This window comes from Paenibacillus sp. JT22N1, from assembly GCF_059692155.1.
The window spans coordinates 32,682-57,396 of record NZ_JCAUAW010000018.1 but is presented as its reverse complement, the minus strand read 5'-3'; the positions used below and the strand labels follow the sequence as shown (position 1 = coordinate 57,396).

Genomic DNA, 24,715 nt, shown 5'->3' with positions numbered 1-24,715 from the left:
AACACTCCACAGGCGTAAATTCGGATGCAACGCGTCCTACATATTAGCGGTAACGTTAACGTGTTATATCGCTAATTGCTTTCCATAACGTGAAAGGTTGATCGAAGCATTCAGGTCTCTATCCATACTCAAGCCACAAGAACAGACATACACTCGATCAGATAGTTTTAACTCCTTCTTCACGCCCCCACAAGAGGAACACATTTTAGAAGAAGGAAACCATCTGTCAGCTTCCACAAGTACAATCCCATTTTTCTCGCACTTGTAAGATAGCTTAGCCTTGAAATCGTGTAGCTTTTGCTCTGCAACCGCTTTAGACAGGTACTTGTTCTTCATCATCCCGCTCACATTCAAGTCTTCAATCACAATTTTCGATGGCTTGGTTTTCACAATCGAATTTGTCACTTGATGAATGTGGTTGTTACGGGTGTTCGCTAACTTCCTATGAAGCAAACGTATCTGTTTTTCTTGTTTTACAATGTTGCTCGTCTTGGCGTAACGGCTTCCCTCCTTGTTCATTTCGTATTTACGGGAAACGCTTCTCTGCAACCTGCGAAGCCGTTTCTTCGTCTTGCGTACTGCCTTGGTTTTATTGATGTTCTTATGCTTGATACCGTCTGAACGAACCGCTAAGTCTTTCACTCCCAGGTCTATTCCAAGAGTAACGTCCGCCAATTCTACCGCAGCTGTTTTTTGTTCAACACCCACTGCTATATACCAATACTTTCCGTCAAAACTAACTCGCGGCTGGGTGTACTTTGTATGCATCGGAAGTTTTTCAGCTGTTTCTATCCAGCCCACTTTCTCGATAAGCACCTTGTTTTCTTGTACTTTGAGTTTATCGGTATCGTTGTAGAAGGCAGGTTTTGAGCGTTTTCTACTCTTGAACTGCGGATACTTTGCTTTCTTTTTGAAGAACTTTTTGAACGCTTCGCAAGCATCTTTAATCGCTTGTTTGGTCACATTGTTCGATACTTCATATAACCAAGCGTATTCTTCTGTTTGTTTCAAAAGGGTTAACTCTTTGCGCAAGTCTTCATCAGGGATGAACTTACCGCCGTTCTCGTAGTTTGCTTGTTGCCGATTTAACGCCCAATTGTACGCCCAACGTGCAGTTCCTACGGATTTCCAGAGTTGTTTCTCTTGTTCGGGTGTTGGCTTTAGCCTAACTTTCTTCGCTAGAATCATCTGCTAACAACTCCTTAATCATCCGCTTGGCTTTATTAGCTCCTTGCAGACGAAAACTGAAAACGGTATCGATCTGAATTAAATCTTCTACAAGTTCTTGTTCTTCTGTTTTCTCAGTATTGTCAATGATTTTAATCTCGCAACCAAACATAGCGGTGAAGTTTTCCACTACTTCAAAACCAAAGCGAAGAAGTCTTTCTTTATACAGCAACTTTGGATACTTCCTGACGTGCCATACGTTCGATAAGGCCGCTTAATCCTAATTCCGCTGCCAATGTCTATGATGACCTCAAATGAGTATCCTTTAGCGATCATATACATTCCCACGTTCTCTGCTTGACGCTCCAAATCATTTTTCTGTTTTGATTATGTTAAAACAATTAATACTACAACGCATTCACAACCACCTTGTGCTTGCCGCTCACAATGATCCCGTGCGGGAGCGCCGGGAGGCGGTTCACGTCGAGTTCCGTACGCTCGCCATCCTCAATCTTGTATACAGTCATGTAGAGCTTCTCTACATGACTGATCACTCGAATTGATTTCAACAACGCGTAGAAAACAGAAGGGTGGATTTGTTGACCAATTCCCCAGCCTTTGCCGTCGAAATTGCCGGTTAACGGATCTAGGAATCTGTTCAACTTCTCCAACGCCTGAATTTCGGTAGCTACTACAGCGTCCATTCCCTCAACAGCAACGATCGCCGAAACGGAAATTTCCATATAGACCGGCTCAATCACTTGAAGCCGTTCCGGAAAAGCAACAAGACTGGAAGCCCGCTGTAGAATATACCTCTCTACCTGCTTCTTCAGCTCTGGAAACGCGGAGCTTCCCTTCTGCCCTTCTTTTGGCAGTACCACTAAAGTCATAGCGCCGATTTCTTTATGCATATAGGCGTTTCTATTCGGAATGCACGTGACTTTTGCAATGTTCGGATAAGCCTCACGGGCCAGCCACTCGTAGTCTTTGGAAGATACAGCCCGATCGCGATGCTTCAGCAATTCTGGTCCGCGCTGCAAGGCCGACTCCAGCTGTTCGGCTTGGCACCCGCCTGACGCTGGTTCTGGGTTATAAACTTCACCGACAAACGCAATAGAGTCCTGCATCTGGTTAATTTGCCGAGCCCCTACGTTTCCGATTTGTCCGGATGTAACTTGGTAGGTTACCTTCAGCTGCTCCAGCCCACCCTTTGGCGGCCGCATGCCATGGATACCGTCACCTACACGAATACGTCCAAACGTACGATCGATCATATAATGACGATCCCGATTGCCGGAATCCGCCATCTGGCGAACCGCTGTCCAACGAACCCAAAGTTGAAGTAAGTTCCCTTCGGAATCCCGACTTATATCCATAAGTGGCGTTCCCGTACGTTCGTACTCAGCGATTTCCTCTTCTGTCACAAACTCCGTCTCATCTACCCATACCTCTTCGGAGACAATCCCGCTTCTGCTGAGCTGGTATTCCGTTTCTTCCAGTCCTTTGGAGTCGGGAATTTCCCCGATAATCGTTTCCTGCTGAAGCACTTGAACCGTATTCATGTACAAACCATGAATGGTAGGAATTTGTATCCGACCAGAACTATCATCATATTTATCATCACGATTAACAGCACGAATCCAGTAGCCATCTTTACCAAACAACGACGCTCCTGCAAAATCAGACGGACCTACGAATTGCACGGTACCGCTCTGGGTCAAACCGTTCGTATCATCAATAACTTTGAGTGCTGCCCATTCGGGATGGCTTCCCGGCATCAAACCAGCTCGCAAATACTCCCATTCGAGTAATGGCATGTCCTGCTCTGAGAAACGCTGCTGCTTCACAGAAACGAACATCAATATCGGACCTTTTACTGGCGGTGTATCAAAAGAAAGATGCAAGGCAGGATGACGCCCCTCCAAAGGTTGAAATGGCTCAAACCCGCCCTCCAACTGACGGCTATGCCGAGTCCGATCCTCAAACACCGTATTATTCAGCGCTAAACACCGTTCGGCTGGGTATAATCGATCATCATACTTATAGGTTAGGGACACATCATCCACCCAAGGTGAAAGATAGATCGCTTGCGCCACATACGCATTCTCAATATGTAAAATCCTCGCTCGGATCCAGCAGTTTTCATTGCCGTTCACATAAGTCGCTTCAAGATCAGCTGGACAACGGAAGTGAATTTCTTTGCGCACCTTCTGCTCCTGTGGATAATAAAACAGCTTCTCTGCTTCCTTCCCCACATCCAACCGCAACCAAGTTGCCCCATTCCAATACTCCCAAGCAACCTCCATAACGGTGACGTGAGTAACTGGCGGCTTATCGAACTTGGATTTTTTCATCACCATTTTCCAATCGACTTGTTCCGTCAGCTCCGGCTGAAACCGATTCTGAACCGCTTGCAGTCCAAAGCTCAGCTTAATATCGCCGTCTTTTTTCGTAAATACTTCCTGACTCCCGATGTAAAAAGAACCATAAAGCGCAAACTGATCACCAAACGGATAAAACCCCGATGGGTCCGCACCAATATCATTGTAAAACATCTGATCAGGCCGAACGCCACCTGTTTCCAGTGTATCGACATAATCCGTTTTAAATGAAATATGGTCCATGGACAGCCTGCTGTCAGCCAGCGTTTTACCACCGCTTATGAGCGGCTTTAAACGGCATTGTATCCAGCGTCCGGATGCCCCGTTCACTTCTCGCAGAGCAATCTCACCCGCCACCGCTTTCAATAAAATAACCCTATTACCTCTAGCCTCTACGTGGTCAAAAGCCTTCCAACCTTCCGCTGTGGCATACAGCCACTCGGTTAGCTCGGGATCTGCCAGTTGGCTGGACATCGAAAGTTCATCAAAACGTCGCTTCGAGTTACGGAACTCGATTTCGATACGTGCCGTATTATACACGGTGAAAAGAGAGCTGTGCTCCAAATAAATGGCATGCTCCTGCAAATTGTCACCATCTTGCAAACGGAAAAGCGCCGTTGGCGCAGCATATCCTTGCCGGGATGCCGTAACGAACTCATCAGAAATGCGAATGATCATATCCTGTTTGCGGCTCGTCATATACACATCTGTAAGCAACGCGGGCGTCAATAAGCTACTCCGTGCTGTCTCATACAGAATGCTGCCTTCTTCTGCTGCAGCGGCAACTTGTGTGCCTGCCGAGATGAATACGGACTCCTTCGTACCCTCGTTCAGCGCAAACGTTAAGTAACTTCGGGCAGGACGTGCCGGAAGCAGCGTCACATCGAACATGTTGAGAAACGATATCAAATTTTTCGTAGGCACTCGGTTCAACCGTTTGATATTGTCATGAAACATATCAGCAAACATCAAGAACAGCGCGGAACCCGGGTCCGGATTTTCTGGTGTAAACCGCCACTCGGGTGTATAGTATGGCGCCATTTCCTTCATTTGCGCGATTAGATCGGGTAAATCTCTGGAATCAATTTTGGGAGGTTGCACAGCTCCACCTCCTCTCTGTACGTGTCGTCATCGCTACCGCAGCCAGCCTCTCTCTATTTCGATCCTTCAAATAAATAAAACGGATAGACTTGGTTAAATAAGTTATTGGTCGTACGTACCAAATAAGAAATATGAATCATCACCTTAGCAGGGTCATCTGCTTCCGGAATGGCTTGTACATCGACTTCGTGAACCCTAGGTTCCCAGTTCCGAATGGCTTCTTGTATATTACTTTGGAGCAAATGAAGCGTTGTATCGTCCGTTAATCCGAAAATAAATTCCTGAACACCACAACCAAAGCTCGGGCGCATAACCCGCTCCCCTTGTGTGGTTCCCAAAATAACGCGGATCGCTTCGGCGATGTCTTCCTCATACTCAGACATTCGGATTCGCCCTGTTGCAGGATCGACCTGAATGGGGAATTTCCAGCCTCTTCCCAAAAATGCTTCCGACACCTCGTCACGCTCCACTCGTTAGTTGATTTTGACCATACTGCCTTTAATATTAATGATACCATCGGACTTCAGGTCCAGTGTTGCCCCAGCCTTCAGAGCCATCGTGGCAGAAGCTTCTATGCTAATTTGAGTGGATTTGATTTTGATTTCCTTCGTGCTCTCAATGCTGACCTCGCCTTTGGCGTTCAAGGTGATCTTCGAGGTTTGGCTCACAACCGAAATTTCATTCGCCGAGCCGCCCTTGATCATAATCTTGTTATTCCCGCTTGAATCTGCGATCGAAATACTCTCATCCTTATCCTTCAATTCAATAATTTGGCCTTTTTTCGTCTTAATCTTCATGCTCTCGTCACCACTTTTATCGTTGAAAGAAAGCTCATGACCGGAGCGTGATTTAATCATGCGCAAATCATTTTTATCCGCGGGCGCAGGCGGCTTATTCTTCGGATTCCATAGCGTGCCGATGACGAAAGGCATTCGGAGCTCTCCCAGATGGAAAGCGACTAAGACTTCATCCCCTACCTCTGGTATAAAAAGACTGCCCATTTCCTTACCGCCCATTAACGTCGCGATACGGACCCAATCCGTTTCGGTCTCTGTTTCCTGCATGGACAGCTTGAGCTTCACTCGTCCCATTTTATCAGGATCGGTGTTATTCGTTACAATGGCGACCATGACGCCGCCAAATTTCTGACTGGCAAAATCAGACACGCCACCTATGGTAATATCGGGAGTTTTGAACATTAGACCACATTTCCCCCCAGCTGAAACCGAGTTGTATAACCTTCATCGTCAAAAATATGTGTAGCCCCGGTAATATAGTAAGTCTGGTCGAATGATTTCCCAACACCACTGAGTTTGATATATCGCCCGGCGCGAATCTCAGGAATCCCAATGCATTCCCCGTTACCGCTAATCAGCTTCATCGCTCGGCGATTTAGGATCGCATTCGCATAGCTTTTTGCTTCTTCTACCGAGGACACATTCGTGTACATATGCTCGATGAAATCACCTTTAGATGCCAAAATATCCTTGCCTGTCTTGCTATTTGAGCCCAGCTTCGTAATACTAGCCGATTTACCTTCGATCACTTTCAGCTCTTTATTATCCCAGGCTCTTACGGTTACACCTGTGATTTGCTCGGCTAAATTCATATCAATCATTAAACTACGGAGGGTTTTCCCCATTTCTAGCGTCATCAATGCCGTCATCGCCGTGAGCGGCTTACGGAAATATAAGTTCTTCCCTACAACAAAGAAATCATAGTTAACCAAATTAGCTAAATTTTGAATAAAGTGATAGTCATTAATCTGACTCTGCGAAAGCGCAGGAAATTCCGTCGTCGTTGCATCAATATGTGTTTTGAAGCCATACGTTTTGGCGATTTCCTCAACAACATCACTATATTTCTTCTTATTCCACGAGCGAGACTTGGTCCCTTTCATCATGAGATAAGAAATGTCCATCCCCCGCACGATGAGGCCAGGAGCACCCTCTTCCGGGAAATCAACAACAACGGATGTAATATGTCCCGAAAATACAGCGGTCATTTTGTCTACATAACCTAAACTGATCTCAATGGCTTTGCCTAAAGAAAACGTTGACAGCCATTGGAACTCATTATTTGTAATATCGTACGCATTCGCAATTCGAAACGAAAAGGAGTCTGCGGTTCCATCGATAGACGTTTCAACGCGAAGTATATCAATGGCAATCGTATCCGATATTTTCGTTCCATCTACGCTAATGAGATAGGAAGGCGCATAGAAATCTTTGTACTTTTTGGCCAACTCGTCATAGGGAAAGGAGCTCGTTTCTAATTCTAAGGCCATCGGCTTAATCCAGCCTCGGGACTGAAATGCGGCGTCCCGTTGCGACTTTCATAGGATTATCAATCTGATTGGCTTTGGCGATTTCCCGCCATAAGGTTGGATCCTCGTATTCAGTTGCAGCAATCATCCAAAGCTGTTCCCCTTGATTCAGCATTTTCAGCTTTGTCCGGTCGGCCGAGTGGCGGGGGATCTGCTTAAGCTGGTCTTTCTTGCTCAGCGTGGATTTAAAGGTCACTTTCAGCTTGGCACGAACCGGAACTCCGGTTTCCAGAAACATCGTGAAGTGCTGATTAACCGCCACAACTACCCCCTTGAAGTCCAGAGACCCCCAAACAAACCGGCAAAGCGGTGGTGCATGGATCTCCTTCTCGACATCCAAGAGACCTGAGATTTTCTTCGTAAGCAGACGAACGTCCGTCCCTTTTTCGTAGGTGTCAAAATAAAAATCCATGGACAGCGTCGTTGTCCCTCCGCTCACGAATTGAGCGATGGGCATGGACAGACCCGGCACTGTTTTCCAAGAGTAGCTATTATTCGTGTCTAGGGTATACTCACCCGGATTGAACATCACTTGTACATTTTCTGTTTTGCTTCCCTTATGAACGATAATCATTGCTTTCTTGAGCGCCATAGGTGTCTGTCCTTTCTGTTTTTATCTATACTTAACGTTATTAACGATTCACGATGAAAATAATTAAATGCCGCGACGCTGCCGCTCGAACTTCATCTTTTTCTCAATTTCGCGGTAAACTTTGTCCGCGATTTTGGCTATGTCCAGCTGCGGGAGCTGTTTCATCAGCTCCTGCAGCTGCTCCGCACTTAGCTCCGGCACCGCCTGAGGAACCGGCGCTGCTGGGGTTGGCGCTTCGTCTGCGCTTGCTCTGGTGCGCAGCCAGTCCATCTCCAGCGGCGCTTCGGCTAGCGTGCTGCTGATCTCTGCGGCTGGAGTTTGTTTGTGCTCCAGCGTGGGTTGTGGTTGCTGCGAGGCTAGAGAGATTTGCCTCGCGGTTGGCGTGCTGCTGGTCATCGGCGCGCCTTGGTTTGGTTGGCCGGCGTTAAGCACGCCGCCGGCTAGTGCTTGCCGCTGCACCTGAGTGGGCAGCGGCTTGATGGCAGCAGCCAAGCTTGTGCTGCTGCTGTGGGTCATGCTGGCGCTGCGCTGAGCACCAGCTGTAGAGCCTGCGGCGGCGCTGCTGATGGCAGCCGCCTGGGTGAGACCCGCAGGAGCAGCGCGAAGCGCTCCTGCGCTGCTCGCCAGCAGCGGCATGACACGCGGTGTCATGCTCACGGGCTGGCGAGCTATCGGCGCGCTCGCAGCACGCGCGCCGCCGGCACTACTTGCTGCCAGCGAAGCAGCAGCAGATTCAACCCCCTGAGCGCGCTCCTCTTCCAGCGCGCTCACTCTAGCCCGAATGGTTCGTTCCGCTGAATCTGACTGGAAGCCGCCAGCTTCCACTCGATTCTCCGAACCAATCCCTGCCTGCAGCTCGCGCTCGCTGTCATCGACAATGACTTGTCTCTGAACATGCTCGACTTGCGCCCTGCGCCAAACTGCTCGGCCGGTCTGGCTCGTCATTTGCCCAGTCATCCCTTCGCCTGCTGCTCGGTAATCCATCGTTTGATTGGCTCTTCTTGCACCTGTGCGAATATCCGCTGTTCGACCGGCTTCTCCTGAGCTTGTTCGACTCGTCATCTGTCGGGTCATTGCTTCACCCGTCCCAGTTTGAGTCATCGATTGTCTAGCCCCGCCAATCTCTGGTCGAATCCTCGTCATTACCTCGGTATCGATCTTTCTTTGTATCGCTGCTTGCTGTTCTCTTACTCGATCGATTCCCGTCGGCCCGCCAGTTCTTCTTACCATGTCCACAGGTGCCCGGCTTATAGTTCCTCTAACAAGTTCCAGTGGAGCATGGTTTGCTTGTTCATTACTTGCACTGTCATTACTAACTTTGTTGTTAACTGTGTTACCAACCTTTTCACTGGCTCTTTCTCGGATGGTTCCACTTACTGCCTCTATATTCGTTCCAGTCTCACCTATCGACCCTTTTTCAGCTTGCCTCCAAATGGCACGAACGGAAGCAGGCTCAATTAGCTCAGTATTACGGGAGAAGCTCCGCTGTAATCCTATTTGATCTGCATTCACTGTAAGACTAGGACCAATCTTCTTCAAACTGTTTTCAACTACTTTTGTAGCTATCTCAGAAGCTAAACTTTGGGAGGAGGGGAAGTCACCGCGTGACTTCGTCCCTAATCTATCTTCGTTCGTCCTTGAAGGTTGTTGTCTGCCCTCTTCCAACAGTCTCGAACCTGCCGATTCAACAGGAGTACGAAAAATCCGTCGAGCCTCCGGTTTAGGAGAACCAGCTCTAGCTTGTAGGCTAGTTTGAAAACCATCAAGTCGATTCTCAGAACCAGCGTTCCTTTTAGCTTCAGCTGCCAAGTTCAGACTTGTTTTAATTTTTCTGGCACTGGATTCGGTCATTTTTGCAGCTAGTTCAGAAGCTAAAGTTGGAGTAGAAAGTATGCTTCGCACAGAAGCTGGTTTTTCTTCCTTTTGTGTCGCAGATTGTTGCTTCCTTAGCTCACTATTTACTTCGGTTCCTGCCAGCTTGCGAAATACACGCCCAACTTCTTGCAGCTGTATTCGCGAGCTGGCTTGCAAGCTAGCTCGATATCCCTTAAGCGGCTTCATATCACCCAGCTCATTTGATGTTTGGTTCCCAAGTATCGGTGACCTCGCAGTTATTGGGAAATTCCACCCCATTTTCATGCCTGTTTCATCTTGCTCTTCAGGTTTCGAAGCAGCTCGGAGGACACGCTGTGAATCTTGTAAAAAAGAACTGGCTTGCAAACTGGACAGATATCCCTCACGGGGACTTCCTGCCTGGAGTGTCACTCTACTGGCACTAGGATTAGAAGATAGTTGTGTACTACCCTCTTTCCTTTGCGCCTTTACATCTACTTTTGTACTCCTATTTGGTTGTAGTGGAACTGCCTCAGAGTGTGACTGTATCATCGGTTCCACATTCGGATTCGCAGCCGATCTCGCGATGGCTATGGGATTATCAGCGTTACTTTGTACGATATTCTCCCTGCGCATAATCCGAGGAATGTGAGTAGTCATTGTTAGATGATCGGAGATCACCTGTAATTTATTTTGTGGAACTGTATGTATACTCCCAACAAATGAATCATTAGAAGAGTTTTGTCTTTGTTTTTGTCGTTGGACGAGCTGCTTTAGCAATTTCTCGTTGCTTTGAATTTTTACAACAGATTCTAGTCCATTGTCCATCACACTTGCTTTTCTATGTATTTGGGAAGGATAAGCAGCCTCTACAAATCGAGATGCTTCAATACCTTGCTCAGTCACTTGTTTAGTAACGAGCTTGGTAAGGCGTTCCATCATGGAGGAGCCTCGATTTCTTTTGTTAGCTTCACGCGTGCTTGAACGAGTTTCCACATTTTCATTTGAGATAGCTTTCGAAATCGGCTGCTGCCCAGTCCCCATCTCAAGCTTTTGACCGGCAGAAGAGTTTGTCTTTAGCTGCACTGTTTGGTGTGTATATTCATCTTGCTGAACTTGATTCCGTATTTGATCCTGGTTTCGATGATTCGGTACCTGATTCTCTACTTGATCCAGTTGATCCTGTATTTGATCCTGAGCTCGATTTTGCACCTGATTCTGAACTTGAATCTGCACATTCTCTTGGGCTCTATCCCACTCCTGCGCTTTTTCCTGTTCTTGCCCTCGCAGTAGTTCTTGTACCTGTTCTTGTTCTCGCTTTTGTAGAATTTCTTCTACTTGTTCCTGTACTCGTTCTTGCCCTTGCTCACTACCCTGATCTCGCTCCTGCAATCTTTCCTGCGTTGGCACTTGCACTCTTTCCTGCTGTAGCTCACGAATTCGCTCAACTAGTTCCTCTTGCTCTTGCCTTCTCACTGAAGCCAAAGCATCATCTTGATGCACCACTTGAGCTGTTAGTCGCTCTTGTCCAACTACTTGCTCATCCCGCTTACGCCAAACATGCGGCACACTCTGCCCTACTCCCCTTGATGTGGAAGCATGCATAGCAAAAGGTAAAGTTGAAGTCAAACGCGCCGCATTAATAGCTAATGGTTGCTGACTAGCAGCCAGAAAACCTCTAGCAGTTGAAACTTCTTCCTTACGAGTTAGTTTCCCATCGTTCTTCGGCTCACCTATCGGCGACAAAAGAGCAGTTGACGAAACATCCTCCATATCACTGGCATTAGCCATATTTCTGACAAGTAAGCTGCTAATAAAATGCACAGAAGCAGGTGCTTCCGATTTCGAAAAAGGCCCCTCACCAAGCTTTGGCAATGAATGATTATACTGCGAAAGTCTTTGCTTCTGCAGCGTTTGTGTTTGGCCCACACTATTTATATAGAGCTTGGCAGCATGCAGTATAGAAGGCTGCATCCCAATTGTAGATACCACAGAAGGAGCAATAGCAGAATTACCTACCCTGCCATCAGGCAAACCAGCGCTGAGTTTCCCCACTTGAAACTGCTCTATCCATTGCAATGTATGCCGAATAGCACCCACATGTTTGACTACTTGCACATGATTATCCATAGCTGCAGCTCTATGCACGATTGAGCGCTGTGTATGTATTTTTGTATGTTGAGGTCCATTCACCGAGTGCGATTGTTGATTCGGGTTACTGCTTTGGGCATGTGAAAGCATCCCAATTGAAGCGGTAATCTGCCGAATAGATCGCTGGATTAACGGTGAATTCCCTTTGTTAACGTAGTTAATTGAATTTGATTCCTTTGGTGGCATTGCCTGCTTCTCACCCAAAATCTCATGAGCAGCAGCTTGATGATTCTTTTGATTTACGGATATTTCTGCATTCTTTTTGCTTTTTCGTCCTTTTTTCTTGCTCATCTTGTCAGCAAGTACTTGCCTGTAACCACTATTCGCAATCAGCTGCTGTAACTGACGAATCGTTTGCTTTTTAGTAATCAGGGGTGCTGATTTGGGATGCTGCAAGCTTTGCAGCTGCAGTTGCAGCTGGATAACCCATGACTGATCATTCGTGTCCGTTAAGGCCGATAATTCTTTATCTGTGAGAATTCCTTTTTGTTTAAAAATTAGAGCTAATAGACCTAAATAGTTATTACGCCAAAATCCGTATTTGCCCATAATACCGGATGCAAACTGTCTGGATTCCCTGGCTGCACGTCCTGCAGAACTACTGCTAGCAGCAGAAATCTGCAAAATGCCCTTGGTTCTCTTCACTCGGGGTTTATGCGATTGTCGAGATTTCATAAACAATCCCCCTAAAAGTTTTGCTTTAGCAAAACTAGCATCTTAAGCGTAAACTTTGCACTCACACTTATTTTTTGAAAATAGTTTTCAAACCAGCATGCACCAGCTCGATCGACTCGATAGCTATATTGCCGCTGCTGGCATTCAAATCAGGTCCGTTCCATTTCACCGGAAAAGCACTGAAAAAATTCCATCGGCACATCTCCGTGCCTGCTTGGTTATGTAGGATAATGGAGCCATTTTTACGCTTTATTTTGCCTTGGGCGACACCATTGTACCATTCCCAGAGCTCGCTGGAAGTGGTGATGCCTCTTTTTAGCACGATATTAGGATACTTCGTATGCTCGATCATATAGTGGGGGTGCGTGTTCACGCCGCCTTCCCATAAGGGCTTAACTTCCGTTTCAGACTTCATGCCTGTTACTTCAGAAAAACCGCCGACAATGAGTCCGTCAAGCTCTACCTCAAACCGGAATGCGCCACCTACGTTATGCAATTTGGACTCGTTTTTGGACTGTTTCACTTGTTACTCACCTCTTACCGAACACATCAAACGGATTGTCAGGCTGCTTTTTACCATCGTCGTTCAGATTGCGGTTGATGCGCGATATTTCCTCACACCACGTTCGGCGCTCCCGGTGCTCCATTGACATGATTTCATCATGCGTCCAATGAAAGTAGTAAGCAATGAAGCCCGCTTCCTCATAGATCTTGTCAATGGGATAACCCGTTATGCCCCCGCCATCTCGTCCAAAAAAGACACGTCCACATCAAACTCATGCTCACATTTCGGACAGCTTGTGTGTACTCTCGGCACTTCCATTTCATTGATTTGACGATAAAAGTTTTGCAGGAACGCGAGATCAGCCGTGAAGAACTTCTCTACCACTCGGGTATCTATTGCACGCAAATCACCGAGATTGGTAATCACTCGTGTTAATAGGATAATCGTTAAATACCCCGGATTTTGCTGGACGCGTTGATCACGCATAGGTAGGATTTCATCCGCAGCTGTTGCTAACCGCATAACGCCTCTCTTGTGCAGCGTACCGTTGTCATCCACATATCCTCTAGGTAGCTCGAATTCATATTCCGTTTTGAAAGCCATGATGTTACCCCCTTAGCATTATCAAAGAAAACTACTGCGTAAGCAAACTAGCTTAGCGCCTGAAAAAAAGAAGAGTTAGGAACCGGAGACTTCGTGCTCCGGCACCTACTCTAGCGCTGCATTACTTCGTGCGTGTCATGCCTTCGTGGGCAAGCTCTAGGCTCTCAATGGCAATTTCATTGCCTGTACCTTTGAAGCTTGGAGCAGAGTACTTGGACGGCCATGCTTCAATAACCTGCCAAGTCGCTACATCTGCGCCTTCTTCGTTGATTGCGATGATCGTAACCGTTTTGCGGGAAACTTTCCCCTGAATAGACTCAGACATCCAGTTATACATGTCCATAGAGTCAGTAACACCCCACTTTAGTGAGATGTTGCCATATTTCGCAAGTCCCGGAAGCTTCCGAGGCGTAATGGTTTCGTTTCCTTCGCGGTATTCAATTACCGACAAGGATGCGTCAAATCCAGAGATTTCGCTGAAACCAGCTTGCTGAATACCTTCTACTTCAATTCTAAATCTAAAATTGCGGTATGGATCCCTACGTTCGCCAGCCATATAATACCCCTTTCCTAATATGAGAAATATCTAACGTTTCGACTATTCTTCTCTTGTTTTCTGAGTAATGCGGAAGATTACGAACTCGGCAGGTTTGACCGGAGCTACCCCGATCACACAGATAAGTCGACCATTGTCGATATCATCCTGCGTCATTGTGCTGCGTCCAATGTTGATATAGAACGCCTCGGAAGGACTTCCGCCCATTAAGGCACCGTCTCTCCAGACACGAGTTAAGAACGCATCAATGGTTCGTTGTACACGAGCCCAAAGCTGTTCATCATTCGGTTCGAATACGACCCAGTTCGTGCCGTTCTTGATGGACTCTTCAATGAAGATGAACAAACGTCTCACGTTCACATATTTCCACAAGCCGTTCGACGAAGTTGTACGAGCACCCCATACACGGATACCTTGTCCGGCAAAAGCACGAATCAAGTTTACGCCTTGCGGGTTCAGGATATCTTGCTCGCCTTTGTTATATTGGCAATCAAGGCCAACTGCACCGCGAACGACTTCATTAGCAGGCGCTTTTTGAACGCCACGCGTTTGGTCGGAACGGGAATAGATACCAATTACAGAGCCAGATGGCGGTATGTATATATTTCTTTTGTCTAATGGATCGAACACTTGAAGCCACGGATTGTACATCGCTGCGTAACTGCTGTCAAAGATGTTACGGTGCGTCATCACATCGGCTACTTTTGTTTTCTCACGTGGAATATCAAGAACGGCAAAACGGCTGCCCAGATTTTCGCAATGCGCTACGAGAGATAATTGAACCGTAGGTTCAGTTACACCTGGAATCGCGATGATGCTAACAACATCGTTGTCGATGAAAGACTGGATACCTGTACGTTTACCAGGTCCACGGTCTACACCCATGAAGATATCAGGAGTCACTTGCGCGATTGAACCGTTGCTTCCACCAGACAATGCGATCTGGAATTTGCCAACCGTTTCACTTTCACCAGAGAGCACTTCGAACGGAGCAACAGCACCCAGATCCTTACCATCTGTCAAATCTTTCACCGTAATGATGTTCGAACGGGAAACAATTTTCTCAATGTGGTTCGCTGCAGAGATGTTTAGGGACACTTTCTCATAAGTCTCTGCTTCATCGCCGTAAAATACATGCAACGTGAATTCGCTAGTTGTTAACACTTTGGATGGAAGAAGACCGCTGTCCACAACATCCCCATCAAGCGCTTCAGCAAGCTCAATAATGTTATCTTGGGAAGAAACGACTTTGTTGTACTGCTTCTGGCCAGCAGCTTCGAAGGCAACAACATCGCCGACATTGAAGCCAGCATTATTTTTCACGCGATATTGAGTCTCGCTCAGCACTTCATAGATTTGCGTTTTAGCTTTACTGGACGGAACAACCACAATGCGAACTTGGTTACCCCATGTTCCTGGGTTCTTGGAAGCAATCTCCAGAATCGCGGATTCTTTGTTTGTTGCCGCTTTGTTCGTTGCTACTTTAGCGTCAGTTGGCGCTACACGCATGACATAACAACGAGAACCTCCGTTTAAATAGAAATGCTCAACCGCATAAGAAAGGAAACGATACTCACCGAATTCATTCTCGGACAAGTAGCTGCCGAATAAACGATGGAAATCAGCTACGCTCGTAACCAGTTGAGGGACACCTTCAATTTCCCCTCTTTGCGCAAGCCCTATAAACCCGGCCGTACTTGTGCTTGCACCTTCAAGCGGTTGCGCCCCGCTGTCAAACTCTTCCACATAGACTCCAGGTGATAAATAGTCAGCCATTGTTCCCCAGTTCAGTCAGATGGCACTTCTTGCAAATCAATACGGCCACAGACATGAAACCAGTTCTCTCCTTTCTGCTTGTCATTTTTGTATAGAAGATGGACGTGTCCATTCTACTAATTAGGGTTAAGTCAGCCGTATGATTCCGAGGTTCGTAGTTGTTCCTTCTGCTACTATTACTTCCTTCATAATATGCCGCCGATCTTCGCCGTATGTAATAGCCAATTCTGTCTGAAAGGATGGAATCCGATTGCCACGAAAAGCAACAACAGCCTCTCCTCGTTCTGTAACACGGGTTTCTTGGACAGGCAGCAGCAGTGCTCCTCGAGTAAACGCTTTAGTCAGCTTATTCTCTAGACGAAAACGCTTTTGATGCTCCAGTACCTCAACGATTCGAATTTGCTCTTCGGCAGCTTTAGGGCCTCGTCCTCGAAGCAAGTAAGAATCTCCAACTGCGATAACACCTGTAAACGAACCCAATGTTACTTCACGTGCTCCCTTGTCGACTTGGTCTACCATAATTCGAGCGCGGGCACACTCCTCTGATAAAATCATCGCCTTCAGCTGGGCATCCCTTAGAGGAGCTCCGGCTGCATCCTGCAGCATGACTCGGATAAGTCCAGTTCCTTGCGAAAAAGGATAAGACGGAAGCGGCTTTAACTGAACAACCTCTATAAAATTGTCGGTTCCTACTGTGATGAGAGTTTGTTCCTGAAAATAGTGCTCGCTGCTTACCTTAAGACGGTAATCACCGGGCGGTAAATCGTTGAATATATAGGAACCATTCGTTTTATGAATTGCTTTCGAACGGGTGCCTTCCAGATAAACGGTGGTCGTGTTGCCAAGAGGAGTTTTTGAGGTAATTGCATCGATGACGCATACAACCAAGGATACGCGGGTTTTCAATAGCGATACGCGAATGTGGTCCACAACCTAAGCCCCCTAACCCTGTATACGAAAATCGGTTTCCGAAACTCTTTTGGTTGTCTTGATGCGGGTTGAATCGATATTTACAGGCCCAACTGAATAGCTAACAGAGAGTCTGTAAGGGGTTTCAGCGAAGTTCCACATATTCAGCATGCTTTCTCCTTTAAGAGGCTCCATGACAATGCGAACTTCTTCATCTTGCTCAGCAAGCGTTCCGAGGGTCATAGAACCTCGAAGTATGGAATGATCGTAGAGTACTTGCATCGCTCTTCCAAGTATCCGATGCTCATCCAGCGCTCTGGACTGCAGCTCTGCTGGTGATTGTACCGTCAGCATGTAGCTAAGATCTACAACCATAGGCGGATACTGAATTTCATTCGTCCCTCTGGCAATCATGTGGGTACGACGATTATCGCCGCTTTCGCGGACGTTGTACAAATAGAGAGATAAGTAGAAATCCCCTTTATCGACAGGCGAAGCAAGCCCAATCATCTCAGGTTGAGGAATGGGATCAGGGGTCATATTTTCTCTGAGCAGCTTGATTAAAGATGCGCTTACATCTGCAATTACAGAATAATCGCCAATAGGAATCACTTCCTGCCTCAAAATACCTATGTAATGTATAGAATTGGTGGGGATTATGTCATAATGTGTATCTTTTTCTTATTATAATTGCAATTTACTAGGATGACTATAGGAATAAAATTATTTATTTTTAATTCTTAATTCGGGCAAAAAAAACGGCGTAACTGCGCGGTTCAGCCTTCTTTTAGTACTCTTCCCACTCCTGGCGGGCGAGGATTTTGCCTGATTTCTGCAACTCATGCCGAATGGACTTGATGATATGCTGCATCCGGATGGGTTCGCCAGCCTCTGCAGCTAGGAAAGCCGAAGAAAGGACGACGTTCTTGATATTCCCACCGGCGATCTCATAGCGCTGCGCTAAATATTTAAAATCGACATCATCGCTAAGAGGCGCTGCAGGGGGAAACATAGAGTACCAAATCTTTTCACGATATTCACTATCCGGAAAAGGAAATTTAATGACGTAATTGATCCTTCTGAGGAAAGCTTCATCAATATTATTTAATAGATTCGTTGCTAGTACCGTGATTCCTTGATACTCCTCCATTTTCTGAAGCAGATAGGCGGTTTCGATGTTCGCATATTTATCATGCGAATCTTTGACTTCCGAACGCTTTCCGAATAGCGCATCGGTTTCATCGAAGAACAAAACCGCATTGCTGAGCTGCGCTTCCTCAAAGATCTCATGCAAATTCTTCTCGGTCTCGCCAATATATTTACTGATCACCTGCGAGAGGTCGACCTTGTAGAGCTCCAGCTGGAGCTCACCGGCGACAACCTGTGCAGACATCGTCTTCCCCGTCCCAGGTGGACCGGCGAACAGCATACTCAGCCCCTTGCCGTAGGCCAGCTTCTTCTCGAAGCCCCAGTCGCCGTAGACAACGCCACGGTATTTCACTTGATTGCACGCGTTGCCGAGCTGATCCTTCTGCTCAGGCGGGAGGATGACATCCCCCCACCCATAGCGAGGCTCAATGCGCGTCGCCTTGCGCTCGAGCTTATGCTGCACCTGCTGGTAGCACGCCTTATAGAGCGCATCAGCTCGCAGCGCGTACGGCGCAGCAACGTCGCCGGAGCCCTCAAAAGCGGCCTGCGCCTCGCGGTGCCAGGCCGAGTACCCGCGCGCCAGCGTCAGCGCGCGACGAATTTGCCCTGGGGTGAAGCGGAATTTCCCGCTCATCACCCGCCAGTCCACGTCCGCGCTCACGCCGAGCTCGCGCGCGAATGCCTTCCAAAGGCGCTCACGCCCGCCTTCGTCCGGCACTTGCAGTTCGTGCTCAAGGAGCAGCCGCTCCTTGGGCTTCCACGTTAGCCGGTTGAACCGCCCGGCCAGCAGAAACACCATGCCGCCGTAGCCGTCCAGCAGCTCGTGGAACCACCCGAGTCGCCGCTGCGCCGCAAGATCCGGCTCCTCTGGATAGAACGCCTCCAGCCGTGTGAAGCACAGCACGGCTTGGTGCAGAATCGCTTCACGAACAATCGCGCTCAGCTGATCTTCAAAACTCGCTGCGTGCAGAAGCACATCAGCGAGATCAACAAGCAGCAGCGGCTTATTGAAGTGGCTGCTGAGATGCTCCACCTGCAGCTTCTTGCCTGCGCCCGCATTCCCCCACAGGTGGAAGGCGAGCCGTTTGCGCTCAGCCGCCGGAGCCTGGAACGCAGCTTGGATGAAGCCCTGCAGCCGCTGCTGGAAATCCTCATGGACGAGCAGAGGGGCCCGCTCGTCATCCGGATAAACCATCCGGACTGCCGGCTTGAGCTTCGGGTCCATTTCACCGGAATCCAGCATGAATGAGATGATTCGTTTATCCAGAAGCAGCGGCCTAGACAATAACGTCTGGCCGCTAATTTCCTGCGCATCGCGGTGAAGCATATAGCGCGCCAGTTTACCCTCAGGCGCCATGAATGTCGTTCGTGATGCCCGCATGTCCTCAGGGCTGCCGCAAGCAATTTGCAGCGCCAGACTAATATTAGGTGTTTTGCTGGTCAGGTCATCTTGCAGAAAGCCGAAGATACGTTCATATTTGCGATCCAGTTCTACCGCGAGCCCTAGCATAACGAACCGCTCTTCTACGAGCGATAGCCCAAACACAGAAGATACATACGACAGAGGCAAGAACACGCCTGCCTTACGGCTTTCTTCACGTCTCAGAGCAATGAACGCCTCCGAATTCTGAATACTAGCCAGTAGCTCAAGTTCTTCCCCATCAAGCTCCTCTTCTCCACTTGACCCGCCTATGAGGCGGATGAACTCATCTTCGGACACGAACATCCCGCGAAACGAATCCGTTTGCGGGTCGGGCGTTAGCTTTTGACGACGCGTATATAAAAGTTCAAGCTTTTTATCCAACAAGGTAAGCTCATCCTTATAATGTTCCCATGCATGTACGTAACCTTGAGCTGCCATAGCCCCTCCTGATAACCCGATCTATATTTACAATAAAATACAATCCCACCCCTTCGTAAACAGCTTGCCTAAAAGGGGTGTTATTCTTTACAATGATCTGATAAGGCACAAAATGTTTTTCCAATAATTGCTAAACCGAAAGGAAAGTGGCCTCCACTACATGGAACAACTTCCGGCTAATGATCATATATGGAATCGAAAACTTATACATATTTTATGGTGGATCCTATTCATCTATGAAGTAGTTGCTATCCTTGGATTCTTCTTTAATTTGTATGATCAGCCTTCGCAATGGTTTAACAGCTTCATGCATGCTCAAATCATTACGACTTGCCTACAGCTCTCCCTTATGGGAGCCGGTTATTTGGCTATTCACTTTCTGAAACAATACAGCGATTTTATCATGATTACATGGACGATGACCATGGTTAGTATCTTTATTATCTGTATTCCTGAACTGATGAGCAGCTACGAATTAATTAGTATCCCTATTATTTTAGCCTCTATCTATTTCCAAAAGAAATATATTTTTTTCGCTTATAGTTTAGGCATTGTATATTTAATTTCATTACTAGTTTGTCAGGTATATCAAGGGCATGCCCTAACACCCTCTGATGTGATCGTATCTATTACAGTCCTCACCTCAACGGCACTTGTTTGCTTTGTCATCATGAACAAAGGGCTAGTTCTCATTACAGAGTTAAAAGATTCGGTCGTTCGCGAACAGGATCTCCTTATTCGAAATGTGATGATTGATCGACTTTCCAAAGTGGATGCGCTCACCGAGCTGTTTAATCATCGTTCTTTTCAGGAACATACCGATCATCTGATTTCGCATATGCCCCATGATACGCCGCTTGAGCTTGCTCTTATCGATATTGATAATTTTAAAAGGATTAATGATACCTACGGGCATTGGGTCGGTGACATGGTTCTCAAAACGATCGGCTCCATCCTGAAAGAAGTGCTCGGCCCTGACGATATGTCTTTTCGATATGGTGGCGAGGAATTCGCCGTTCTGTTTGTAGGCAAATCACACGAGGAAGTTTTACATATTTGCGAAAAATTAATGGAAACCATCCGGAGTACCGAGATTCCTGAGATGCCAGATCAACCGTTAACGATGAGTATCGGGCTCGCTAGCTATAATCGCAACACGATGAAAAAAGCCTGGTTCCAGCTTGTAGATGAATGTTTGTATACCGCCAAGAGAAATGGGAAAAACCGTATTCATTCGCATATTTCCGAATAGATGTACTTCAGCTAGGAGCCTAAAGCTTCTAGCTTTTTTTGGCTACTGATTACGATGTAATTACTTACCAAACGAAAACCCTCATGAAAGGTGCTCAGCCTTGGAGCAGAAGACGATGATTATCGAGGCTATCCATGCGGGTGCCAAAGAGTTCGTTTCTAAGCCTTTCCAGGAACATAATATGAAGGAAACGATGCTGAAGCTGCTGATTGTGTAAGCGAGGAAGAAGGGTCAGGATTAATAAAGCTTAATAAAAAGATAGGCCTCGTACATGTATTTGGTTGATTAGGCAAATAATAGCCAAAACCAAATGAGGTGGTATACAAATGTGTCAATCCATATCTATTCTTGCTGATGTCAACGAGCTTGTTAAACAATTCCGCATTGATCGGCTGCTATCGTATAGCTCCAATCGTTATGAGGTGCGGCCGACAGAATCTGTTTCCGCTGTGATGATGAACAAAAAGGGAGAACGCATCCTTGATGAATTCCGTTGGGGTCTAATGCCGTTCTGGGCAAAAGATGCCGTATGCGGGGACCGCGATTCGATCTTCACCAATGTCGTCTTCGAGCGTATCGTCAGAAAGCAGCGCTGTATCATTCCTTGCAGTGGATTTTATATTAGCGTGACCGAGGGAAAAGAGACAGAGTGGATTAAGTTCAAAATGCGCAGCGGCACCTTTGGCATCGCGGGGCTGTATGATGTCTGGCGGGCTCCATCTGGTGAAGAGGAGCTTCGTACTTGTATGATGCTAATGACAGAAGCGAACTCACTCGTCTCTCCTTATCAACGCAGAATGCCTGCGATACTCGACCAAGATCAGGCCGAGATGTGGCTGCAGCCAGAGATAAAAGACAGCAGACTCCTCAGATCTATTCTTCGACCTGTGGATGATCTGCTTATGGTTGCAAATGTATTGTCGTCCCCTGAAGAGAAGCTGGAAAGCGGTTCGGATGTCAGTGTTTTTGTATGAAAAAAAGAGGGCTGCGTCTAACGCAAGCCCTCTTTTTTGGTAATGACGGGCGGCAAGTCGCCACCCTCCCCGATCAATCGTACACCTTCCGCACAAACACCGTAAGGCTCCCATCGGCATGTGGCACATAGGTGACCAATGTCGTCCGGTTTTACACGCTCGGCCACTTGCCTACAAATCTCCGACCAGCTCAGCTCCATCTCCACTTGCAAGCTAAGCTTGGTAACGATTTCTGCATCGCGCTGATAGACCGTCCTATTTTCACAATGCGCTTCTTGATCCTTCGGGTAAGCTGCGCAAAGATCATCAGGCCCAAGAACAATGCGGATCATCGTTTCGGGCTTTTGACGCAATTCCTCGTAGACGGTCGTCATATTTTCGCAAAACTCTTTCGAATAACCCATTCCTCTGTATCCCAACAGACAAAGTAAGTGATGTCCGCGAAGCTGGATCGCTTTGGTCATATTCTAGGGACACGGTACAATCCGTACCCTTCCATTTTGATGATTGGATCTTTATCTTCGACTAGTCCGGTCGTTTTGGAATGTAGGGCAACATCAATGAGCCAGCGTGTAAAATCCGCCACATTCATCGATTCCATCTCGACCAAGCTGTAAAATCCTGCTGCGTCGACCTCCACGCCGTCTGGTTGAGGCTCACCGCTGATGTAATCCATTTCAAAAGCAATGTATACATTATGTATGCTTCTAGGCAAATCGCGCACAGCTACTAGGCGAGTGACAACCGCTTTGACTCCGCTTTCCTCCAACACTTCGCGCTCAATCGTATCTTGGATCAGCTCATGCTGCTCAATATAACCACCTGGGTTGGTCCATCGGCCTTTCCCTGGCTCCTGAGCCCTGCGTACAAGCAGCATTTTCTCATCCTTCATCACGAGTGCGCCTACACCGATGCTATAATTCCCCCAATGAACGAAGCTGCACTCCGTACAAGCTCTTCTTATCGTGCCATCCACATCGCGCGACTCCATAGCGGCTCCGCAGGTCATACAAAACTTGGCTTCCATCTATCTCATCTCCAACTTCCTATAGTCTTGAGTTCCAACTTCCATTCGAGTTTACTGTATGTAAGCTTACTGCTTAAAGTGGAAAATAGGCAACTCCGATCCCGTACGTTTTCCGTTCATTGTAGGGGAAATTGGAGATACTTCCTGCACTTGTCTTGCGATATCGCTGAATTAGGAAACGAGGTGGCTCTGAGCAAATAAGAGGTCCTAGGGACTGCTATTTTTACTTTTTGGTAAGTTTATACGGAAATAAGAGTCTTTGGAGACTCTTATTTCGCGGATTCGGCTGGCAAAAGAAAAACCCGCCACCCTATGGAGGAGCCCAGAGGGTGGCGGGGTGCGGTTGACGGAACGGGGTGGTTGGTTGGTCGGTCGGTTGGTCGGTGCGGGGTGGCAGATTTTACTGTTACAACTAGTTTGATGGGCAAGATGCCGCATCTTACTACACCAAAAACATCGCCACGACGGTCGTCACCGCTAGGCCGATGAGCACAGGCAGCAGATTCCGTCGCGCCAGCTCGAACGGACTCACGCCGCAGATGGCCGCTGCTGGAATCAGCGCCCACGGAATCAATGTGCCGCCGCCGACCCAGATGGCGGCCACTTGCCCGAGCGCTGTGAGCACAGCCGCGCCGGAACCGATGGCGGTTGCGAATAGCTGCGCAATCGAGCCCGCGAGGGAGATGCCGGAGAAGCCAGAGCCGTCGAGGCCCGTAATGGCGCCGACGACGGTAAGCGTTACGGCACCGACCGCGCCGTTCAGCGGCACTTGCCCCGCGAGTGCCACACCCAGATCGTTCACGATCCCGTGCGAGCCTTGCGGAAGTATTTTGCCGAACAACTCCGTGAAAGCGGAGTCGCCTAGATAGAAGAAAGCGGCGATCGGGATCACGGGGCCGAATACTTTGAAACCGAATACAAAACCTTCGATGAGGTAGGAGGTCGTTTGTTCTAGTCCTTGATTCCGATGCGCGAGCAGCGTCACCGCAATGAGAATGAATACGGCGGTGCCCCCAACGAGCGCTGTCGCATCTCCCCCTTGCAGATTAAGCACGAACATCGCAATTACGTCTAAGGCGAAGAGCAAAGGAATCATAATCGCCAGAGTTTTCTTCAGATTCGGTGTTAAATTAACTTTGGCCTGCCCGACAGCTGAAATAAGGGAGCCGCTATCCCCTGGACCACTCGCCACAAGGCCATTCCGCCACTTTCCGTTCTTCATGTCCCGCCGCATCATCCAAAAAGCGGTGATCGTCGTGACAAGCCCCATTACAATAACGAGTGGAATGCTTGCCTCCATGACGGCAGTCACTGGTAATCCAGCTGCATCCGCGGTTAGTTTAGGAGCTCCCTGTATAATGTAATCCCCCGAAAGCGCAATCCCATGTCCGAATAAGTTCATGGCCATAGCTGCACCTAGCGCTGGCAAACCAACACGGACAGCCACAGGCAAAAGAACAGCACCAATGAGCGCAACACCGGGAGATGGCCAGAAAAACCATGACGTTACCATCATAATGATACCGATACCCCAGAAAGCTAAAGCAGGCGTTCGCAGAAAGCGGGTTAGCGGAGCGATCATGGTTTCATTAATTCCTGTTCGAATGAGCACGCGGCTCATCGCTACAATAATGGAGATGATCATGATGGTGCCCATCAGCTCTTTAGTCGCAAATATAAAGCTGTTGAAAACACCAGAAACGGAGCCACTCAACGTTTCCGTTGCCAACAAGCCAAGCGCGAAAATACCAACCACACAAATCATCGTTGTGTCTCTACGCTTGATTAAAAGAGTAAGAATAAAACCAATAAATACTAGATAGACCCAATGAATCGGTAATAATTGAATGTCCATCGGGATCACGCATCCTCTCTGC

The 24,715-nt window shown here is 47.7% G+C and carries 20 protein-coding genes and 1 pseudogene; 2 read left to right on the top strand and 19 right to left on the bottom strand.

The genetic code is table 11. The features are described from left to right. Window positions 1-63 precede the first annotated feature (63 nt). The 16 genes and pseudogenes from AC58UU_RS29375 to AC58UU_RS29300 all read right to left on the bottom strand — a co-directional run bounded on the left by AC58UU_RS29375 (window position 64) and on the right by AC58UU_RS29300 (window position 19,585). A complete protein-coding gene (locus tag AC58UU_RS29375; protein ID WP_497320844.1) occupies window positions 64-1,188 on the bottom strand; it encodes an RNA-guided endonuclease InsQ/TnpB family protein in 1,125 nt (374 codons plus the stop codon). Continuing rightward, window positions 1,166-1,551, bottom strand: a pseudogene (locus AC58UU_RS29370) (IS607 family transposase); the annotation flags it as partial. The pseudogene AC58UU_RS29370 and the gene AC58UU_RS29375, both read right to left, overlap by 23 nt. A 23-nt stretch (window positions 1,552-1,574) precedes the next feature. Then, a complete protein-coding gene (locus AC58UU_RS29365) occupies window positions 1,575-4,649 on the bottom strand; it encodes a baseplate J/gp47 family protein (RefSeq protein ID WP_497320843.1) in 3,075 nt (1,024 codons plus the stop codon). 53 nt (window positions 4,650-4,702) lie between these two features. Then, window positions 4,703-5,104, bottom strand: coding sequence for a GPW/gp25 family protein (locus AC58UU_RS29360; protein ID WP_307550182.1), 402 nt, complete (start codon window positions 5,102-5,104; stop codon window positions 4,703-4,705). 18 nt (window positions 5,105-5,122) lie between these two features. Continuing rightward, complete coding sequence (locus tag AC58UU_RS29355; RefSeq protein ID WP_497320842.1) at window positions 5,123-5,848, bottom strand: phage baseplate assembly protein V; 726 nt, start codon at window positions 5,846-5,848, stop codon at window positions 5,123-5,125. Next, a complete protein-coding gene (locus AC58UU_RS29350; RefSeq protein ID WP_497320840.1) occupies window positions 5,848-6,936 on the bottom strand; it encodes a phage late control D family protein in 1,089 nt (362 codons plus the stop codon). The genes AC58UU_RS29355 and AC58UU_RS29350 overlap by 1 nt, the downstream gene beginning before the upstream one ends. A 4-nt stretch (window positions 6,937-6,940) precedes the next feature. Beyond that, on the bottom strand, window positions 6,941-7,567 hold the full coding sequence (locus AC58UU_RS29345) for a CIS tube protein (protein WP_307438311.1): 627 nt from the start codon (window positions 7,565-7,567) through the stop codon (window positions 6,941-6,943). 63 nt (window positions 7,568-7,630) lie between these two features. After that, window positions 7,631-12,226 carry a hypothetical protein gene (locus tag AC58UU_RS29340; RefSeq protein ID WP_497320838.1) on the bottom strand — a complete coding sequence of 1,532 codons (4,596 nt, stop codon included), beginning with the start codon at window positions 12,224-12,226 and terminating at the stop codon, window positions 7,631-7,633. 67 nt (window positions 12,227-12,293) lie between these two features. Further along, complete coding sequence (locus tag AC58UU_RS29335) at window positions 12,294-12,749, bottom strand: phage tail protein (protein ID WP_497320837.1); 456 nt, start codon at window positions 12,747-12,749, stop codon at window positions 12,294-12,296. 7 nt (window positions 12,750-12,756) lie between these two features. Further along, window positions 12,757-12,936, bottom strand: coding sequence for a DUF6760 family protein (locus tag AC58UU_RS29330; protein WP_307449325.1), 180 nt, complete (start codon window positions 12,934-12,936; stop codon window positions 12,757-12,759). 20 nt (window positions 12,937-12,956) lie between these two features. Further along, window positions 12,957-13,334, bottom strand: a complete 378-nt coding sequence (locus AC58UU_RS29325; RefSeq protein WP_057304095.1) for a hypothetical protein — start codon at window positions 13,332-13,334, stop codon at window positions 12,957-12,959. A gap of 121 nt (window positions 13,335-13,455) precedes the next feature. Continuing rightward, complete coding sequence (locus AC58UU_RS29320; protein ID WP_057304094.1) at window positions 13,456-13,890, bottom strand: phage tail protein; 435 nt, start codon at window positions 13,888-13,890, stop codon at window positions 13,456-13,458. 42 nt (window positions 13,891-13,932) lie between these two features. Next, window positions 13,933-15,666: a phage tail sheath family protein gene (locus tag AC58UU_RS29315; protein ID WP_171694288.1), complete on the bottom strand. Its 1,734-nt coding sequence runs from the start codon at window positions 15,664-15,666 to the stop codon at window positions 13,933-13,935. Window positions 15,667-15,792: 126 nt separating this feature from the next. Continuing rightward, window positions 15,793-16,596, bottom strand: coding sequence for a beta-sandwich domain-containing protein (locus tag AC58UU_RS29310; protein ID WP_497320836.1), 804 nt, complete (start codon window positions 16,594-16,596; stop codon window positions 15,793-15,795). A gap of 12 nt (window positions 16,597-16,608) precedes the next feature. Further along, window positions 16,609-17,187: a Pvc16 family protein gene (locus AC58UU_RS29305; RefSeq protein WP_497320834.1), complete on the bottom strand. Its 579-nt coding sequence runs from the start codon at window positions 17,185-17,187 to the stop codon at window positions 16,609-16,611. A 175-nt stretch (window positions 17,188-17,362) separates the two neighbouring features. Continuing rightward, the gene (locus AC58UU_RS29300) at window positions 17,363-19,585 is read right to left on the bottom strand and encodes an ATP-binding protein (RefSeq protein ID WP_497320833.1); all 2,223 of its coding nucleotides are present in this window, start codon (window positions 19,583-19,585) and stop codon (window positions 17,363-17,365) included. A gap of 160 nt (window positions 19,586-19,745) precedes the next feature. On the opposite strand from AC58UU_RS29300, the gene AC58UU_RS29295 reads away from it, so the two are divergent. Then, the gene (locus AC58UU_RS29295) at window positions 19,746-20,837 is read left to right on the top strand and encodes a GGDEF domain-containing protein (protein WP_497320831.1); all 1,092 of its coding nucleotides are present in this window, start codon (window positions 19,746-19,748) and stop codon (window positions 20,835-20,837) included. Between the two features lie 326 nt (window positions 20,838-21,163). Further along, window positions 21,164-21,811 (top strand): SOS response-associated peptidase, encoded by a 648-nt coding sequence (locus tag AC58UU_RS29290; RefSeq protein ID WP_497320829.1) that lies wholly within the window; start codon window positions 21,164-21,166, stop codon window positions 21,809-21,811. A 17-nt stretch (window positions 21,812-21,828) separates the two neighbouring features. Here the strand turns inward: AC58UU_RS29290 and AC58UU_RS29285 are convergent, their stop codons facing one another. From AC58UU_RS29285 to AC58UU_RS29275, 3 genes are all read right to left on the bottom strand, one after another. Further along, window positions 21,829-22,275: a DUF1284 domain-containing protein gene (locus tag AC58UU_RS29285; RefSeq protein WP_497320827.1), complete on the bottom strand. Its 447-nt coding sequence runs from the start codon at window positions 22,273-22,275 to the stop codon at window positions 21,829-21,831. Next, window positions 22,272-22,838 carry an NUDIX domain-containing protein gene (locus AC58UU_RS29280; protein WP_497320826.1) on the bottom strand — a complete coding sequence of 189 codons (567 nt, stop codon included), beginning with the start codon at window positions 22,836-22,838 and terminating at the stop codon, window positions 22,272-22,274. The genes AC58UU_RS29285 and AC58UU_RS29280 overlap by 4 nt, the downstream gene beginning before the upstream one ends. A gap of 442 nt (window positions 22,839-23,280) precedes the next feature. Continuing rightward, a complete protein-coding gene (locus tag AC58UU_RS29275; protein ID WP_497320824.1) occupies window positions 23,281-24,693 on the bottom strand; it encodes a hypothetical protein in 1,413 nt (470 codons plus the stop codon). Window positions 24,694-24,715: the final 22 nt, after the last annotated feature.

Coding starts and splice junctions, on each gene's coding strand:
- AC58UU_RS29325 (WP_057304095.1), bottom strand. CDS start 13,334: ATGGCTTTCAAAACGGAATATGAATTCGAGCTACCTAGAGGATATGTG.
- AC58UU_RS29340 (WP_497320838.1), bottom strand. CDS start 12,226: ATGAAATCTCGACAATCGCATAAACCCCGAGTGAAGAGAACCAAGGGC.
- AC58UU_RS29355 (WP_497320842.1), bottom strand. CDS start 5,848: ATGTTCAAAACTCCCGATATTACCATAGGTGGCGTGTCTGATTTTGCC.
- AC58UU_RS29375 (WP_497320844.1), bottom strand. CDS start 1,188: ATGATTCTAGCGAAGAAAGTTAGGCTAAAGCCAACACCCGAACAAGAG.
- AC58UU_RS29350 (WP_497320840.1), bottom strand. CDS start 6,936: ATGGCCTTAGAATTAGAAACGAGCTCCTTTCCCTATGACGAGTTGGCC.
- AC58UU_RS29295 (WP_497320831.1), top strand. CDS start 19,746: ATGGAACAACTTCCGGCTAATGATCATATATGGAATCGAAAACTTATA.
- AC58UU_RS29320 (WP_057304094.1), bottom strand. CDS start 13,890: ATGGCTGGCGAACGTAGGGATCCATACCGCAATTTTAGATTTAGAATT.
- AC58UU_RS29285 (WP_497320827.1), bottom strand. CDS start 22,275: ATGACCAAAGCGATCCAGCTTCGCGGACATCACTTACTTTGTCTGTTG.
- AC58UU_RS29345 (WP_307438311.1), bottom strand. CDS start 7,567: ATGGCGCTCAAGAAAGCAATGATTATCGTTCATAAGGGAAGCAAAACA.
- AC58UU_RS29280 (WP_497320826.1), bottom strand. CDS start 22,838: ATGGAAGCCAAGTTTTGTATGACCTGCGGAGCCGCTATGGAGTCGCGC.
- AC58UU_RS29290 (WP_497320829.1), top strand. CDS start 21,164: ATGTGTCAATCCATATCTATTCTTGCTGATGTCAACGAGCTTGTTAAA.
- AC58UU_RS29275 (WP_497320824.1), bottom strand. CDS start 24,693: ATGGACATTCAATTATTACCGATTCATTGGGTCTATCTAGTATTTATT.
- AC58UU_RS29315 (WP_171694288.1), bottom strand. CDS start 15,666: ATGGCTGACTATTTATCACCTGGAGTCTATGTGGAAGAGTTTGACAGC.
- AC58UU_RS29300 (WP_497320833.1), bottom strand. CDS start 19,585: ATGGCAGCTCAAGGTTACGTACATGCATGGGAACATTATAAGGATGAG.